At 30.7% G+C, this 17,076-nt stretch carries 14 protein-coding genes; 12 read left to right on the top strand and 2 right to left on the bottom strand.

The window, feature by feature from the left end:
* Positions 1-88 precede the first annotated feature (88 nt).
* From spoIIP to thiI, 12 genes are all read left to right on the top strand, one after another.
* Complete coding sequence (gene spoIIP / locus ACX6CF_RS05665; RefSeq protein WP_458784335.1) at positions 89-1,303, top strand: stage II sporulation protein P; 1,215 nt, start codon at positions 89-91, stop codon at positions 1,301-1,303.
* 102 nt (positions 1,304-1,405) lie between these two features.
* The gene (lepA, locus tag ACX6CF_RS05670; protein ID WP_458784336.1) at positions 1,406-3,217 is read left to right on the top strand and encodes a translation elongation factor 4; all 1,812 of its coding nucleotides are present in this window, start codon (positions 1,406-1,408) and stop codon (positions 3,215-3,217) included.
* Between the two features lie 9 nt (positions 3,218-3,226).
* The gene (gene hemW, locus ACX6CF_RS05675; RefSeq protein WP_458784337.1) at positions 3,227-4,366 is read left to right on the top strand and encodes a radical SAM family heme chaperone HemW; all 1,140 of its coding nucleotides are present in this window, start codon (positions 3,227-3,229) and stop codon (positions 4,364-4,366) included.
* A 284-nt stretch (positions 4,367-4,650) separates the two neighbouring features.
* Positions 4,651-5,685 (top strand): heat-inducible transcriptional repressor HrcA, encoded by a 1,035-nt coding sequence (hrcA, locus tag ACX6CF_RS05680; protein ID WP_458784338.1) that lies wholly within the window; start codon positions 4,651-4,653, stop codon positions 5,683-5,685.
* Between the two features lie 15 nt (positions 5,686-5,700).
* Positions 5,701-6,294 (top strand): nucleotide exchange factor GrpE, encoded by a 594-nt coding sequence (grpE, locus tag ACX6CF_RS05685; protein ID WP_458784339.1) that lies wholly within the window; start codon positions 5,701-5,703, stop codon positions 6,292-6,294.
* A 119-nt stretch (positions 6,295-6,413) separates the two neighbouring features.
* Entirely contained in the window at positions 6,414-8,297 is a 1,884-nt protein-coding gene (dnaK, locus tag ACX6CF_RS05690) for a molecular chaperone DnaK (protein ID WP_458784340.1), read from the top strand.
* Positions 8,298-8,632: 335 nt separating this feature from the next.
* The gene (dnaJ, locus tag ACX6CF_RS05695; protein ID WP_458784341.1) at positions 8,633-9,778 is read left to right on the top strand and encodes a molecular chaperone DnaJ; all 1,146 of its coding nucleotides are present in this window, start codon (positions 8,633-8,635) and stop codon (positions 9,776-9,778) included.
* A 54-nt stretch (positions 9,779-9,832) separates the two neighbouring features.
* Positions 9,833-10,765, top strand: coding sequence for a 50S ribosomal protein L11 methyltransferase (gene prmA, locus ACX6CF_RS05700; protein ID WP_458784342.1), 933 nt, complete (start codon positions 9,833-9,835; stop codon positions 10,763-10,765).
* A gap of 18 nt (positions 10,766-10,783) precedes the next feature.
* Positions 10,784-11,521, top strand: a complete 738-nt coding sequence (locus ACX6CF_RS05705) for a 16S rRNA (uracil(1498)-N(3))-methyltransferase (RefSeq protein WP_458784343.1) — start codon at positions 10,784-10,786, stop codon at positions 11,519-11,521.
* 1 nt (position 11,522) lies between these two features.
* Positions 11,523-11,888, top strand: coding sequence for a response regulator (locus ACX6CF_RS05710; RefSeq protein WP_458784344.1), 366 nt, complete (start codon positions 11,523-11,525; stop codon positions 11,886-11,888).
* A gap of 198 nt (positions 11,889-12,086) precedes the next feature.
* Complete coding sequence (locus ACX6CF_RS05715; protein WP_458784345.1) at positions 12,087-13,244, top strand: cysteine desulfurase family protein; 1,158 nt, start codon at positions 12,087-12,089, stop codon at positions 13,242-13,244.
* Between the two features lie 53 nt (positions 13,245-13,297).
* The gene (gene thiI / locus ACX6CF_RS05720; RefSeq protein WP_458784346.1) at positions 13,298-14,494 is read left to right on the top strand and encodes a tRNA uracil 4-sulfurtransferase ThiI; all 1,197 of its coding nucleotides are present in this window, start codon (positions 13,298-13,300) and stop codon (positions 14,492-14,494) included.
* 107 nt (positions 14,495-14,601) lie between these two features.
* Here thiI and ACX6CF_RS05725 read toward each other — a convergent pair whose 3' ends face one another.
* Positions 14,602-14,835, bottom strand: a complete 234-nt coding sequence (locus ACX6CF_RS05725; protein ID WP_458784347.1) for an HPr family phosphocarrier protein — start codon at positions 14,833-14,835, stop codon at positions 14,602-14,604.
* Between the two features lie 288 nt (positions 14,836-15,123).
* On the bottom strand, positions 15,124-17,046 hold the full coding sequence (locus tag ACX6CF_RS05730) for a recombinase family protein (RefSeq protein WP_458784348.1): 1,923 nt from the start codon (positions 17,044-17,046) through the stop codon (positions 15,124-15,126).
* Between the last annotated feature and the right edge of the window lie 30 nt (positions 17,047-17,076).

A 17,076-nucleotide genomic window follows, 5' to 3' on the forward strand; every position in this document is an offset into this window, starting at 1 on the left:
ATATATTTTTATAAGATGTTAATTTAATGAGGACATGTTGAAATAAGAAAGCAATTAGACTGTCCACTGCAAGGATAAGGGTGATTAAATGAATAAAGCATATCTACTTAAGAAAAACAAAAAAGCTTCACTTGTTTATATGGCAGTGTTAATAGTATTATCTATTATAATTATAATAAAATTATTTGGACTATATTTTACTAACGAGATGATTAGCTTTAAGAATCTCGTTTTTTCTGATATTGATTCATCGTTTTTTACTAGAATAATTCACTCCGTTAATCCTTCGGTTGAATATTATCTAGAGAGTAATGACAAGACCAACTTAGATATAAGTAATTATAATAAAATCGAGGCATTATACGGATATAATATTCCTCTTATTTCATTTGTAATGAACGAGAGTGATTATTCTTATTGTACTGCTTCTGAGAATTATCCTAAAATCAACCAAAAAGATAAAACATTCCAAAATGATTTGGAACACTATGAACATGATGAAAGCTTTTTTTCATCTCATACATTGGAACAGCAGATACCTGTAGTCAATACAACTAATTATTCTATGGAGCAACTTAATAGTTTTTCTTTTTTAAAATCGAACTTATACACATTTGATCCTAGTATTAATCCGACACAAGATAAATTTCCTATTGATAAATTCTTAAGCAAGGATATGTCCATAGATATGAGTGGAGATGGACCAAAAGTGTTAATTTACCATACCCATTCACAAGAAAGTTTTGTGGATAGTGTAAAGGGTAAAAAAGAAGATACTGTTGTAGGAGTAGGAGATGAATTAGCACGTATACTTGAAGAAAAATATAAAATAAAAGTTCTTCATCATAGAAAAGAATATGATATTATTAATGGAAAAATTGATAGGGATGAAGCTTATCAGAGAATTGAAGCACCGCTAAAAGATTTAATTAAAAAGAACCCTTCTATAGAAGTTATGATTGATATTCATAGGGATGGAGTTAGAGGTAACGTAAGGTTAGTTAATAAGCTTAATGGAGAACAAACCGCTAAAATCATGTTTTTTAATGGGTTAGCCTTATATCCAGTAATGCCTAATAAGTATGTTGTTGATAATATGGCATTTAGTTTTCAGATGCAATTGAAAGCTAATGAACTGTATCCTAATTTTACTCGAAAAATATATCTCAGGGGATATAGATATAATCTACATCTAAAACCAAAATCTTTATTAATTGAGGTAGGTGCTCAGACAAATACAGTTAGTGAAGCAATGAATGCTATGGAGCCTCTAGCGAAAATTTTATATGAAGTCATAAAATAAAACATTAAACCATTATTAATTTAAAAATATATTTTGTTGCTAAATTATATATATATATGCTATAATAACCAACAGAAAATGGGCTAAGGAGGATGTTGGTCTGTGGCAAAATTTAAACAGGATAATTTAAGAAATTTTTGTATAATTGCACATATTGATCATGGTAAGTCAACATTAGCAGATAGAATCATTCAGTTAACAGGACTATTGACTGCTAGAGAAATGCAGGCTCAAGTTTTAGATAATATGGAGTTAGAACGTGAAAGAGGTATAACAATAAAAGCTCAGTCCGTCAGGCTGGTATATAAAGCTAAAGATGGTGAAGAGTATATATTTAACCTTATTGATACACCTGGACATGTGGATTTCAACTATGAAGTATCTAGAAGTTTAGCGGCATGTGAAGGAGCTGTTCTTGTGGTTGATGCTGCACAAGGTATTGAAGCTCAAACATTAGCGAATGTATATTTAGCTCTGGAACATGATCTAGAGATAGTTACAGTAATTAATAAGATAGATTTACCTAGTGCTGAACCTGATAGGGTAAAAGCAGAGGTTGAAGATGTCATTGGATTAGATGCACAAGATGCACCGTTGATATCTGCAAAAGAAGGCATTAACATAGAAAGTGTGCTTGAAAAAATCGTAGCAGAGATACCAGCTCCCAAGGGAGATATTAATGCACCATTGAAAGCGTTGATATTCGACTCTTTATACGACTCTTATAGGGGCGTCATAGTATTTTGCAGGATAAAAGAAGGAAACGTTAAAAAGGGCATGAAAATACGTATGCTGGCTACTGAAAAAGAATTTGAAGTAGTTGAAGTAGGGTATTTTGGAGCTGGACAATTTATACCAGCTGATTCTTTGCAAGCAGGTACTGTAGGTTATATAACAGCCAGTATTAAAAATGTTCAGGATACTAAGGTTGGGGACACTATAACAGATGCTAGTAATCCAATATGTGAGCCTTTACCAGGTTATAAAAATGTTAACCCTATGGTTTTCTGTGGTTTATATCCAGCGGATGGATCCAAATACCAAGATTTACGTGATGCATTAGATAAATTGAAATTAAATGATGCAGCACTTAATTTTGAACCAGAAACATCAATAGCTCTTGGTTTTGGATTCAGATGTGGTTTCTTGGGACTACTACATCTAGAAATCATACAAGAGCGTTTAGAAAGAGAATATAATCTTGATTTAGTTACAACTGCACCAAGTGTTATATATAAAGTCTACAAAAATAATGGTGAAGTCATTGACCTTGCTAACCCTACTGATTTACCAGATGTTTCAGAGATAAGGACTATGGAAGAACCTATAGTAAAAGCTGAGATTATGGTTCCAACAGATTATATAGGAACAGTAATGGAGCTTTGCCAAGAAAGACGTGGAGAATATTTCGGCATGAACTATATTGAAGCAACAAGAGCTATGCTGACTTATGAACTACCACTGAATGAAATAATATATGATTTCTTTGATGCTTTGAAATCCAGGACAAGAGGTTATGCATCCTTTGATTACGAATTAGTCGGGTACAAAGAATCTGAACTTGTAAAACTGGATATACTGATAAACAAAGAAGTCGTAGATGCATTATCTTTTATTGTTCATGTTGATAAAGCATATGATAGAGGAAGAAAAATAGCTGAGAAATTGAAAACAGAAATACCTAGACATCTATTTGAAATACCAATACAAGCAGCTGTCGGTAATAAGGTAATCGCTAGAGAAACTATAAAGGCAATGAGAAAAGATGTACTTGCTAAATGTTATGGTGGAGATATATCAAGAAAAAGAAAACTTCTTGAGAAACAGAAAAAAGGTAAGAAAAGAATGCGTCAGGTAGGTAATGTAGAAGTGCCTCAACAAGCTTTCATGAGTGTGCTTAAGTTAGATGATTAGGTGTTTAAGATGAAAAATATTAGCTTATATATTCATATTCCTTTTTGCAAAAGTAAATGTAATTATTGTGATTTTTTATCATTTGATAATAAAGATAATGTAAAAAAGGAATATGTAAAAGCATTAATTAATGAGATAAAAAATTATAGCGAAATGACAAAAGAATATAGCGTGAAAAGTATATTTGTAGGCGGTGGTACACCGTCTATTCTGTCATGCGCTGATATAAAAAAAATATTTGATTCCCTAAAATTATATTATAATATCCATGAGAATGCTGAGATAACAATAGAAGCAAATCCAGGGACCCTTGATGAACAGAAAATAGAAACACTTTTATTATCTGGTGTAAATCGTATAAGTCTTGGATTGCAATCATGTAATGATAAATTATTAAAAAAATTAGGAAGAATCCATACGTGGGATGAATTTTTACTAAATTATAATTTGATTAAAAATAGTGGTTTTAAAAATATAAATATTGACTTAATGTTTGCTTTACCAAACCAAAATATCAGTGACCTAGAAAATGATTTGAAAAAGATTATCAATCTTAAACCAGAACACATATCTTATTATTCATTAATAATCGAAGAAGGAACTAATTTCTCTAAGTTATATGAGGATAATAAACTTGATCTACCCAGTGAAGATGTAGAACGTAATATGTTTTGGTTGATTCATAATACGTTGCAGGAGAATGGATATAAACACTATGAAATATCTAATTATGCGTTGGATGATAAAGAATGTTATCACAATAAGGTATACTGGAAAGAAGAAGAATATATAGGGCTGGGGTTAGGAGCTTCCTCATATTTTCAAGGGTTTCGCTATAAAAATATTGATGATATTACTAAATATATAGATATCAATGGGGATATTGAAAAACTTAAGGAAGGTACTAATAAAATCAGTAAAAAGACTTCAATTGAAGAATATATGTTTTTAGGGCTAAGATTATTAGAGGGTATAGACAAAATTGATTTTTATAATAGATGGGGACATGAAATAGACTATTATTATAAAGAGGTTGTAAAAGAACTTATAGAAAAAGGACTAATAACTGATGATAGATTTAGATTGAAATTAACCCCTAAGGGAATTGATGTTAGTAATTTTGCATTAGCTATGTTTTTATTTGATTAATTTAGCTATTATGGGCATAAACATAGGGATTAAAAGATATCACAAATGTGTTTCTCATAAAAAAAATAATTAAATTTCGTAAAATTACTTGACAAATCTATCTGCAAGTGATATTTTTATTTCAAGCATTAGCACTCATTAGAGCAGAGTGCTAACAGAAAAATATCAAATGAGTTTCGTGAAGTTTATTGATGTTACATATTAACCATACTGTACTTATTAATATTTATTATTAAGTATGACTGATGTTTTTATTATTTTAGCTATTAGAAGGTGGTGCGAATATGGAACTAAACGATAGAAAAATAAAAATTCTTAGAGCAGTAATATTAGATTACCTTGATACAGCTGAACCAGTAGGTTCTAGGACAATTTCAAAAAAATATGACTTAGGAATAAGTCCAGCTACTATAAGAAATGAAATGTCTGATCTAGAAGAGTTAGGTCTTATATTGCAACCTCATACTTCTGCAGGTAGAATACCATCTGATAAGGGGTATAGGCTATATGTTGACAGACTCATGAATCTTCATCATGATGAAATTAATAATGGTTTGTATATAGAACAGCTGTTTCAACGAGTAGATAGGATTGAATCCTTGTTGAAAAATATTGCTCAGATGCTTGCGAATGAAACAAATTATGCTACGCTTGTTTCATCACCACAGATTAATAAAGCTAAGATAAAAAACATACAATTGATAGGCATACAAAAGAAAAGAATACTGGCTGTTATAGTTACAGATGGTAATATTATTAAAAACTATATGATTAATATTAATGAACCAGTACATCAAACAATGTTGAATAGATTAACTTTTGTGCTTAATGAGCAGTTATATGGACTTACACTAGAACAAATTAATTTACCGTTAATTCAACAACTCAAAGATTTTGCTGGAAATAACGCAGACATTGTTAATAAAGTATTAGATGCAATATTTGATACGATAAAATCTGTTGATGACACAGAGATTTATACATCTGGTGCAACTAATATACTTAAGTTTCCAGAATTCAACGATATTTCAAAAGCTACCAATCTAATACATAGACTTGAAGAAAAACAAGTTCTAAAAGATATGGTCTATACTGTATTAGAAGAAAATGGTGTTAATATAAAAGTTACTATTGGTAATGAAAATGTTATTGATGAAATGAAAGATTGTAGTTTAATCACTACAACCTATAAGCTTGGTGAAGAGAATATTGGATTTATTGGTATTATCGGTCCTAAGCGGATGGATTATGAAAATACCATAGGTTCTCTTTCTAGTTTAATGTCAAAGATGGAAGATATTATTAACAAGTTAAAATAGAAAGGTGGTTATATAGTGGCTAAAGAAGAAGAAATCAAAGATGGAAAAATTAATGAAGAAGAAGTTGAACAAAATAATAGTCAAAAAGATTCAGAAGAAAATTTAGAAAATGTTGAAGATGTAAAATTAGAAGAAGATTCTACTGGAGAAAATGATATGAATAAAAAACTGAAACAAAAAGAAAATGAAGTTAACGAATATGTAGATAAATTACAAAGAACAATGGCAGAATTTGATAACTTTAGAAAAAGAACTATAAAAGAAAAATCCATGATGTATGAAAATGGAGCTAAAGAAACATTAGATAAATTATTGCCGATTGTAGATAATTTTGAACGTGCACTTGATAGTATATCAGAAGAACAAAAGGAGTTACCTTTTACTCAAGGTGTAGAAATGATATTCAAACAACTTATAAGTGCTCTTAATGAACTTGGAGTTGAGGAAATTAAAGCTGAAGGAAATGAGTTTGATCCTAATTTCCATCACGCCGTTACCCACGCTGATGATGAAAATTTGGGCGAAAATGTAGTTGCAGAAGTATTCCAAAAAGGATATATGTACAATGATTCAGTTTTAAGACATAGCATGGTAAAAGTAGTAAATTAATATTACTAAAATAAAAATATAGAATGCATGATTATGATATTGTGCATCTTATATATAGATGTTATTAAAAATAATAATCGTCCTATTGACGAGTGTATTGATATGAAGGAGGAAATTAAATGGGTAAAATAATTGGAATTGACTTAGGTACAACTAACTCATGTGTTGCAGTTATGGAAGGTGGAAAGCCAGTAGTAATTGCTAATGCAGAAGGTATTAGAACAACACCATCAGTTGTTGCATTTACAAAGAATGGAGAAAGATTGGTAGGAGAGCCTGCTAAAAGACAGGCGATTACTAATCCAGATAAAACAGTAGCTTCAATCAAGAGACATATGGGTACTGATTTTAGAGTAACTATTGATGATAAAAAATATTCACCTCAAGAAGTTTCTGCAATGATTCTTCAAAAATTAAAAGCTGATGCAGAAAGCTATCTAGGTGAAAAAGTGACAGAAGCTGTTATTACAGTTCCTGCTTACTTCACAGATAGTCAAAGACAAGCAACAAAAGATTCAGGTAAAATAGCTGGTCTTGAAGTAAAAAGAATTATCAATGAGCCTACTGCAGCAGCTTTAGCATATGGTCTTGACAATGAAAATGAACAAAAAATAATGGTTTATGATCTTGGTGGTGGAACATTTGATGTATCTATCATTGAAATCGGTGACGGTGTCATTGAAGTATTAGCTACAAGTGGTAATAACAAACTTGGTGGAGATGACTTTGATGAACGTGTTATGAATCACCTTATAAAAGAATTCAAGACTTCAGATGGTATAGATTTAACTAATGATAAGATGGCTGTTCAAAGATTAAAAGAAGCAGCAGAAAAAGCTAAAAAAGAATTATCATCAGCAACAACAACTAATATTAACTTACCATTCATCACTGCTACACAAGAAGGACCAAAACATTTGGATATTACACTTACTAGAGCTAAATTTGATGAATTAACAGCTGACTTTGTTCAACAAACAATGGGTCCTGTTAATAATTCATTAAGAGATTCAGGTCTTTCAGCATCTGAACTTGATAAAGTATTATTAGTTGGTGGATCAACACGTATTCCAGCTGTACAAGATGCAGTAAATAAATTAACAGGTAAAGAACCATTTAAAGGAATTAATCCAGATGAATGTGTTGCAATCGGTGCATCTATTCAAGGTGGTAAATTATCAGGAGAAGCAGGAGCAGGCGATATCTTATTACTTGATGTAACTCCTTTATCAATTGGTATTGAAACTTTAGGTGGTGTAGCTACTAAGTTAATCGAAAGAAATACAACTATTCCTACTAAGAAGAGTCAAGTATTCTCAACTGCTGCGGATAACCAACCTGCTGTTGATATCCATGTAGTTCAAGGGGAAAGAGAATTTGCTAAAGACAACAAGACAATTGGAAGATTCCAATTAGATGGTATTCCACCAGCAAGAAGAGGAATTCCTCAGATTGAAGTTTCTTTTGATATAGATGCAAATGGTATTGTTAATGTTACAGCTAAAGACCTTGGAACAGGTAAAACACAACATATTACAATTACAGCTAGTACTAACTTATCTGATGATGAAATTAACAAAGCAGTTGACGAAGCTCAAAACTTTGAAGAAGAAGATAAGAAGAGAAAAGAAGCTATTGATGTAAGAAATGAAGCGGATTCACTTGTATTCCAAACTGAAAAAACATTAACTGATTTAGGCGATAAAGTTGACGCTGCTGAAAAAGAAAAAGTAGAAGTTGAAGTTACTAAGTTGAAAGAAGTACTTGGTAAATCAACTATAGAAAATATGACAGATGCTAATATTGAAGAAATCAAAGTAGCAAAAGAAGCATTAATGACTGTTTTCACAGAGTTATCAACTAAATTATATCAACAGGCAGGAGCTGCAGGTGCTGGACCAGGTGCAGAACCAGGTGCTCAAGATGCCCAAGGAGCTTCACCAAATCAAGAACAACAAAATAATGATGATGATGTGGTTGACGCAGACTTCAAAGAAGTGTAAAATATAAAATTGTAAAAAAGCCAAAGACATTGGTCTTTGGCTTTTCTAAAGAATATATATATTATAAACGTAAATTTTTTATTATACGTGATAAATGTGATATTTTGACCACAATATATAATGATTCTTATAAAGATATTTTCGTTATAATTGATATCTTTTATGAGGCGTCTTTTTTGTATTGACAATATATATTGTGGTGAATTTAATACTATTATATAAAAGTTGAATTAAAGAATTGCTATAGAGCCAGTAATTATTTAGTTCTACTTAACTTATAAATCAAGGAAAAATATATAATTCAAAATTAATCATAAAAGAGGTAGGTGGGAATTATGGCAGATAAGAGAGACTATTACGAAATATTAGGTATTGAGAGAAATTCCAATGATGCTGATATAAAGAAAGCATATAGAAAATTGGCAAAGCAATATCATCCTGATATGAACCCGGGTGATACATCTGCTGAACATAAATTCAAGGAAGCATCAGAAGCTTACGAGGTTTTAAGTGATTCAGCAAAAAGATCAAAATATGATCAATTTGGTCACGCAGCATTTAGTAATGGCGGCGGCGGCGGAGCAGAAGGCTTTGATTTCTCAGATGTTGGAGATATATTTGGAGATATATTTGGAGATTTCTTTGGTGGTGGAGGCCGCAGAAGAAATACTAATGCTCCAACTAAAGGTGCTAGTCTAAAAACTTCTGTTACTTTGGAATTTAAAGAAGCGGTATTTGGTGTAGAAAAAGAAATTGATATGGTGGTTTCAGAAACATGTGAAGACTGTTCAGGTACTGGTGCCAAAAAAGGTACAACAGCAGAAACTTGTTCACACTGTAAAGGTTCAGGTCAAGTTAGATATAATCAACAGACTATGTTTGGTAATATAACTAGCGTTAAAACATGTAATAATTGTGGTGGAACAGGGAAAGTAATAAAAGAAAAATGTTCAACTTGTAGAGGAACAGGATATTTAAGAAAGAGAAAAAAAATATCTGTAGATATTCCTGCGGGTATTGATAATGGTCAAAGTATAAGATTAAGTGGAAAAGGCGAACCAGGGACTAATGGTGGACCTAGAGGAGACTTATTGGTTACTATATATGTAAAACCTCATGACTTTTTTGAAAGACAAGGGGTTGACATTTTTTATACGTTACCTATATCTTTTGCTCAAGCAGCACTTGGAGCAGAACTTGAAGTGCCTACTCTTGAAGGAAATGTAAAGTATGAAATAAAAGAAGGAACACAAACACATACTAGATTCAGGTTAAAAGGAAAAGGTGTACCTCATATAAGGAATTCCAAGATTAGAGGAGACCAATATGTTACAGTGGTCGTGGATGTTCCTAAAAAATTAGATGACAAACAAAAAGAATTACTAAAAGAATTTTCATCTACTTTTGGAGAAAACGTTAAAGATTTCAAAGACGGTAAGAAAAAAAAGTGGTATGATAAAGTAATGGATGCCTTTGATTAAATGATAGGCTACATACGATAAATATTATGGCGTACTAGAAGGATGTGTAATATATTGAAATGGACACAGTGTAAAGTCTATATCAATGATGAAGCCATTGAAGCGGTAAGTTATATGCTTACTGAGCAAGGTATAGAAGGTATAGAAGTAGTTGACAATACCCTATCAAATGAAGACATGGAAGAAATAATAGTTGATTATATTGAAGATGGGGTTATTGATAATGATAAAGATACTTATATTAGATTTTATTTATCTGATAAAGAGAATATTGCTGAAACAATAGATGAAATAGAAGCTAAAATAATGGATATAGGCAAATATCTAGATGTTGGAGCAAGCAATATCGAATCAACTATCATAGATGATGAAGATTGGGCTAATAATTGGAAAAAATATTATAAGCCTTTTAAGATAGATAGCAATATAATAATTAAACCGACTTGGGAAAAGTACACAAGAAAAACTCATGATGATGTTATAATAGAGATAGATCCAGGGATGGCATTTGGTTCAGGAACACATGAGACTACTTCCATGTGTGTTAGTATGATTAAAAAATATTTATCAAATGATGATTTGGTGATAGATGTAGGTTGTGGAAGTGGAATATTAGGAATTGCAGCTGCTAAATTAGGAGCTAAAGAAGTGACATGTGTTGACCTTGATAAAAATGCTGTAAAAGCTGCCAAAGAAAACGTTGTTACTAATAAAGTAGATGATAGAGTTAATGTAATCAATGGTGACTTACTAAAATTAGTAGATATTAAAGCAAATATGGTAGTTGCTAATATTATGGCAGATATAATAATGATATTGGCAAAGGGAGTATCTAAATACCTGATGCCTAATGGTATTTTCATATCCTCTGGAATTATATTAGATAGAGTAGAAGATGTAAAAGATGCTCTGTCAACTAATGGCTTTAAAATAATAGAAATTAAAGAAATGGGAGAATGGGCAGCTATTGTTGCTATGTACTTTTGAAAGGAAAGTGTGTTTTATATGCATAGATTTTTTGTAGAACCTAACCAAATTATTGAAGATGAAATTCGTATTATTGGTGATGATGTAAAACATATTAAAAATGTACTTAGAATGAATAAAAATGACGAAATTGTAATTTGTGATGGACATAGTAATGATTATTATTGTATAATTAATAATATTGAAGGTGACTATATAAATACAAAAATAGTCAAAAAGACACATTCGGTTACCGAGCTAAAGACAAAAATTTACCTTTTTCAAGCTTTACCCAAACAAGCTAAAATGGAATTAATTGTGCAGAAAGCAGTAGAGTTAGGGGTATATGAAATAATTCCTGTTATTACTGAAAGAAGCGTTGTTAAAATAAATAAACAAAATGGGACTAAAAAATTGGCTAGATGGAATAAGGTAGCTCAGTCTGCTGCAAAACAATCCAAACGAGGTATTATTCCAATAGTAAATGAAATAATGAATTTTGAAGAAGCAATTGAATATACTAAGCAATTGGATACAACTATTGTCCCTTATGAAAATGCTAAAAATATAACAGAAACAAAAGAATTCATTAACAATCTAGAATGTAAAAAGATTGGAGTATTTATAGGTCCTGAGGGAGGATTTAGCCTTGATGAGATAGAAGAGGCTAAAAGTAGTGAGGCTAACATCATAACACTGGGGAAAAGAATACTAAGGACAGAAACAGCAGGTTTAGCTATATTATCATTACTAATGTTTCAACTTGAGGAGGAATAGTATGGCATTAAGAGTATTAATCGTTGATGATGCAATTTTCATGAGAACTGTTTTAAAGAAAATGTTGGCAGAAGAAGACTTTGATATTTGTGGAGAAGCTAATAACGGAAAAGAGGCAATAACTAAGGCAAAAGAATTACAACCAGATGTAATTACTCTTGACATCACAATGCCTGAAATGGATGGTGTGACAGCACTTCCAGAGATACTTAAGGCAAGTCCTAATTCAAAAGTAATTATGTGTTCAGCTATGGGTCAACAACCTATGGTTATAGAAGCTATAAAAAATGGAGCAAAAGATTTTATTGTTAAACCATTCCAGAAATCAAGAGTAGTGCAAGCTATAGAGAATGTTGCGAATAAATAGTAAAGATTCCGCAAGTAATTATGAATATGCGGTTATCGAATAAAGATAAAATGACTAGTGGTTTTGGGCAAGATATATTATATTAAGCTTTAAGAGTTTAATATAGTATATCTTTCTTAAATTTTTATCTTACGTGTGTTTTATATTAATATGAACCAAACTATAATTAAGTAATTGAAAGTGAAAGGATGCCTTAGAATGGAAATTTATTTGGACAATGGGGCTACTACAAAACCTTTTGAAAATGTCATAGAAGAAATGAGCAAAGTGTTTAGGGAAGACTACGGAAATCCCTCATCATTACACAAAAAAGGATTTGAAGCTGAAAAATATATTATTAAGTCAAAAGATATATTCTCTAAAATATTAAAAGTAAATCAAAAAGAAATTTATTTTACATCAGGTGGTACAGAATCTAATAATCTTGCCATACTTGGTGTAGCAGATGCGTATAAAAGATCAGGTAAACATATAATAACTACGGCAATAGAACATTCTTCAGTTAAGAATACAATAAATTATCTGGGGGATAATGATTATGAGATAACAGTATTACCAGTTGATGATAAAGGACTTATTAATTTAGACCAATTACGAGACAGCATACGTGAAGATACTATTCTAGTATCCATAATGCATGTTAATAATGAGATTAGTACCATTATGCCAATAGATCAGATTGGAAGATTAATCAAAGAGAAAAATAGAAATACTATTTTTCATGTAGATGCTATACAATCCTTTGGAAAACTAAATATTTATCCTAAAAAATGGGATATTGATTTGGTAAGTATAAGTGGTCATAAATTCCATGCACCAAAGGGAGTAGGAGTAATATATATTAATGATAACATTAAGATAAATCCAATAATATATGGAGGATATCAACAAAGCGGTATTAGATCTGGTACAGAGAATGTACCTGGAATTGCAGCTATTGGTCTTGCAGCGAAGAGTATGTATGATAACTTGGATTCTAATGTAGAACATCTATATAAATTAAAAAAACATTTAGCAGATAGAATTACCAATGAAATTACAGATACAGTTGTGAATGGAATAGATGTAGATAAAGGTGCACCACATATTTTAAGTATAAGGTTTAATAGAGTTAGAGGTGAAGTGTTACTCCATAGCCTTGAAGAGAAAGATATATTTGTATCTACAGGTTCAGCATGTTCATCTAATAAACCTTCTAAATTAGGACCTTTGCAAGGAATAGGGCTTAATAATGAAGAAGCTCTATCTACAATAAGATTCAGTTTTTGTATTAATAATACAATAGAAGAATTGGATAAGTGTATTGAAGAATTGAAGGAAATAGTACCGTTATTAAGGAAATTTGTTAGACATTAGTTAAAATAAAAATTGTTAAAGAAAATGTATTTTTGGAAGGAATGGATTATATAATGAGTAATTTAAAAAGAGCTTTTTTAGTAAAATATGGTGAGATTGCGATTAAGGGTAAAAATAGATATATATTTGAAAATATACTTGCAGATCATATACGTAGAGCGGTTAAACCATGTGGTGATTTTAAAGTTAGCAAAGAGCAAGGAAGAATTTTCATAGAACCATTTTCTGAATATGATTATGACGAAGTTGTAGATAGATTATCAAGAATATTTGGGCTTGTTGGGATATGTCCTGTAATTGTTCTTGAGGATATGGATTTTGAATTAGTAAAAGAAACAGCACTTATGTATATGAAAGATGAATATGATGACTTTAACTTTACTTTCAAAGTTGAAGCAAGAAGAGCAGATAAAAGATATCCTCTTAATTCTATGGAGATATGTTGTGAAGTAGGATCATATTTACTTGATCATCTTCCTGAGCTGAAAGTTGATGTTAAAAAACCACAGGTAAAAGTATGGGTTGAAATAAGAAGTAGAGCATATATCTATTCTAAGATTATTAAATGTTTAGGCGGTATGCCTGTAGGTTCTAATGGTAAAGCTATGCTTATGCTATCAGGAGGGATTGATTCACCTGTAGCAGGTTATCTAGTAGCTAAAAGAGGGGTTAAGTTAGATGCTGTATATTATCATAGTCATCCTTATACCAGCGAACGTGCTAAGCAGAAAGTTGTTGATCTAGCTAAGATCGTTTCTAAATATTCAGGGCGAATAAATCTTAATGTTGTACCTTTTACAGATATTCAACTATATATCTATGAGCAATGTCCTCATGAACAATTAACAATCATTATGCGTAGAGTAATGATGATTATAGCTGAAAGACTAGCTGAAAAATATGGTGCCCTTGCGTTAGTTACTGGTGAGAGTATAGGACAAGTAGCATCTCAAACAATACAAAGCCTAAATGCCACTAATTCTGTCTGTAATATGCCAGTATTTAGACCTCTTATAGGTTTTGATAAACAAGAAATAATTGAGATAAGTGAAAAGATTGATACTTATGAAACTTCAATTTTACCTTATGAAGATTGTTGTACGATTTTTGTTGCTAAACATCCAGTAACAAAACCTTCACTAAAATCAATTATTAGGTCTGAAAGAAGATTAGAAAGAATAGATGAAATGATTGAAGAAGCAATTAATAACGTAGAACTTATTAAAATAAAACCGGATGATGAGGAATAAAGATACTTAGAATTTAATAGATAGGATTATAACAAAAATCCACTGACAAGTGGATTTTTATAATACAGTTTAACCATATTAGAATTTCATCAATATGAAATTAATAATTATTCAACGATAAATTCTTTTAAAGTGCCAGCAACTTGTTTGTACGCTTCATCATCATGAACTGTTAATTCGATTGGTTTACTTAAATCTAAACTAAAGATACCCATGATTGATTTTGCATCAATAACATAGCGACCGGAAACTAAATCAAAATCAGAATCAAATTTACTGATTGCATTTACAAAGTTTTTAACTTTATCGATTGAATTTAATGTTACTTTAACTGTTTTCATGTAATTGACCCCCTTAAAAGTGATTTTTAATATTTTAATACATGAATATACTAACCTTTCTGAGGAAATAAGTCAATAACTAAAATTACCAAAAAAAGTAAACTATATTAGGTGCTTTTAGTTAAACTACTAAAATAATATACAAAAAAATAAATAATTATTGTGAGGTATTAATATGAAAAAAGTTGCATTCCATACTTTAGGCTGTCCCTAAGTACAAGTAAATATGATTGCGTGTAATGCTGATGATAACTGGCTTTGAGTACATGGCAAAAAGACCACTTTTTATTATTTAGTGGTCTTTTTTAGATAATATCTAGTTGCAACTGAATTACCTTTTTTAATGATAATATCTCTTGAAAGCAATTCATTTATAATTGATATAGCTCCATTACGTCCCATACTTGTCAATTCTTCTATATCTTTCCTTGATATTGATTCATTATTTTGTAGAAATTCAACAATTTTGTTTTCATGGGTTAGGTAGAGAAATTTTTCTCTACTAGGAATTTTTCGTTTTTCTATAGGTTTGTACATGAATTTATGAACAATACCATTGTGGAACGTAATGGAATATACTTTTTTATCTACTATTACTATTTCTTTGATAGCAATTTGTATATAATCTCTTATTAAAGAATTATCAACAACTTTTAATAACTCCCTATAATCAATATTTTTTTTGTCTATCATGTTTTGACCTATTAAAAAATCGTTTGCTCTTTTGAGAAATTCGATATCAGTAATAATGTTTAGATCAGTATTTTGTTTGTGAAGCTGTGAAAGTTCTGTATTAATTTTATCTAGCTTTTCAGTAATCTCTCTTTTCTTAAAAATATAATCTTTCTTGGGCATTGGTATTTCATCAAATAAGAATAAATCTTCCAGACGTTCTAAAGCTGTTTCATGCTTAGTTTTTTCTTTCTTTAAGGATTCCATTTTAAAGTTAAGAACATTTTTCTTATTATCTTTATCAGTAACATCAAGAGAATCTTTAAAAGAAAAAGTAAAAGCTTTATATGTCTCTTCAAGACCTTGCCTATCAATACATTCAACATCAACAAAACAATCTCCACGCAAAAGTATTCTTTCCATATCACGAAATGAATGTTTTCGAGTAATCTTATTTTGCAGATTAATAAAATTAGAGATATAGTTCAAAACAAAGGGTAATAAGGTAATATCACTTACAAAGTTATTACAATTAATATTACTAGTATTATCGTTGTATTGATTAGAATAACAAGTATAACGTGAAGGTCTATATCCGTTTTTTCTTGCTCTATCAAGTCCAGCATTAAAACTTGAACCACATTTACCACATACAAGCATCTTAGAAAAGATATGAGTATTAGTATTTTCTCTTTGGAATTTTCCATTACCCCTGTAGTTATCAGTAAGCATATTATTAACTCTCTCAAACTGTTCTTTTGAAATTAGAGCAGGATGATTATTTTCAACTACAACCCATTCATTCTCATTCTTATATCTTCTTTTATTATCTTTTGTGTTATATCTGTAAGTACCAATGTAGAATGGATTTCTTAATACATCACGAATAGTCTTGGCTGTCCACTTTCCATTACGCTTGGTCTTAATTCGTTCAGAATTAAGCTGATGGGCTACTCTTGATGTAGAAGCTTGTTCCTCATATAGATTATATATATACCTTACTGTATGAGCTTCTTTTTCGTCCATTACAGGGAATTTTTTTTCTTTAGACCAATTATACCCAAGAGGAACAGTTGCACCGTTCCACAACCCTTTTTCAGCTCTAGAAAGCATTATAGAAAAAACACGTTCGCCAGTAAGTTTACGTTCAAGTTCTGCAAATACTAAAATTATTTTCAACATAGCTTCACCCATAGCACAGGAAGTATCAAATTGTTCATTCTTGGATATGAATATTATATCCTGCTCTTTCAATTCTTCGTACATTTCGGTAAAGTCTTTTAGATTCCTTGAAATCCTGTCTATCTTCCAAACAAGAATATGAGTAAACTCCTTGTTTTTTATTCTTGCCATCATTTCTTGATATTTAGGTCTATCAGTGTTTTTTGCAGAATAACCAGCATCCTCAAATATCTCAAAATCATCAATACCAAGAACATATTTAGAATAATTAGTAAGTTCTTGTCGTTGGAAGGGTAGTGAGTCTTTATCTATTTGATGTGATGTGGAAACCCTAACGTATAAAGCTGCTTTTTTCAAGTCATTACCTCCTTTGGCATTATCGTAAAT

The sequence above is a fragment of the Vallitalea sediminicola genome (assembly GCF_054408565.1).

Bases quoted from the DNA above. Each gene is read 5' to 3' on its own strand.
- spoIIP (WP_458784335.1), top strand. From the start codon at position 89: ATGAATAAAGCATATCTACTTAAGAAAAACAAAAAAGCTTCACTTGTT.
- hemW (WP_458784337.1), top strand. From the start codon at position 3,227: ATGAAAAATATTAGCTTATATATTCATATTCCTTTTTGCAAAAGTAAA.
- hrcA (WP_458784338.1), top strand. From the start codon at position 4,651: ATGGAACTAAACGATAGAAAAATAAAAATTCTTAGAGCAGTAATATTA.
- dnaK (WP_458784340.1), top strand. From the start codon at position 6,414: ATGGGTAAAATAATTGGAATTGACTTAGGTACAACTAACTCATGTGTT.
- dnaJ (WP_458784341.1), top strand. From the start codon at position 8,633: ATGGCAGATAAGAGAGACTATTACGAAATATTAGGTATTGAGAGAAAT.
- ACX6CF_RS05705 (WP_458784343.1), top strand. From the start codon at position 10,784: ATGCATAGATTTTTTGTAGAACCTAACCAAATTATTGAAGATGAAATT.
- ACX6CF_RS05710 (WP_458784344.1), top strand. From the start codon at position 11,523: ATGGCATTAAGAGTATTAATCGTTGATGATGCAATTTTCATGAGAACT.
- ACX6CF_RS05715 (WP_458784345.1), top strand. From the start codon at position 12,087: ATGGAAATTTATTTGGACAATGGGGCTACTACAAAACCTTTTGAAAAT.
- thiI (WP_458784346.1), top strand. From the start codon at position 13,298: ATGAGTAATTTAAAAAGAGCTTTTTTAGTAAAATATGGTGAGATTGCG.
- ACX6CF_RS05725 (WP_458784347.1), bottom strand. From the start codon at position 14,835: ATGAAAACAGTTAAAGTAACATTAAATTCAATCGATAAAGTTAAAAAC.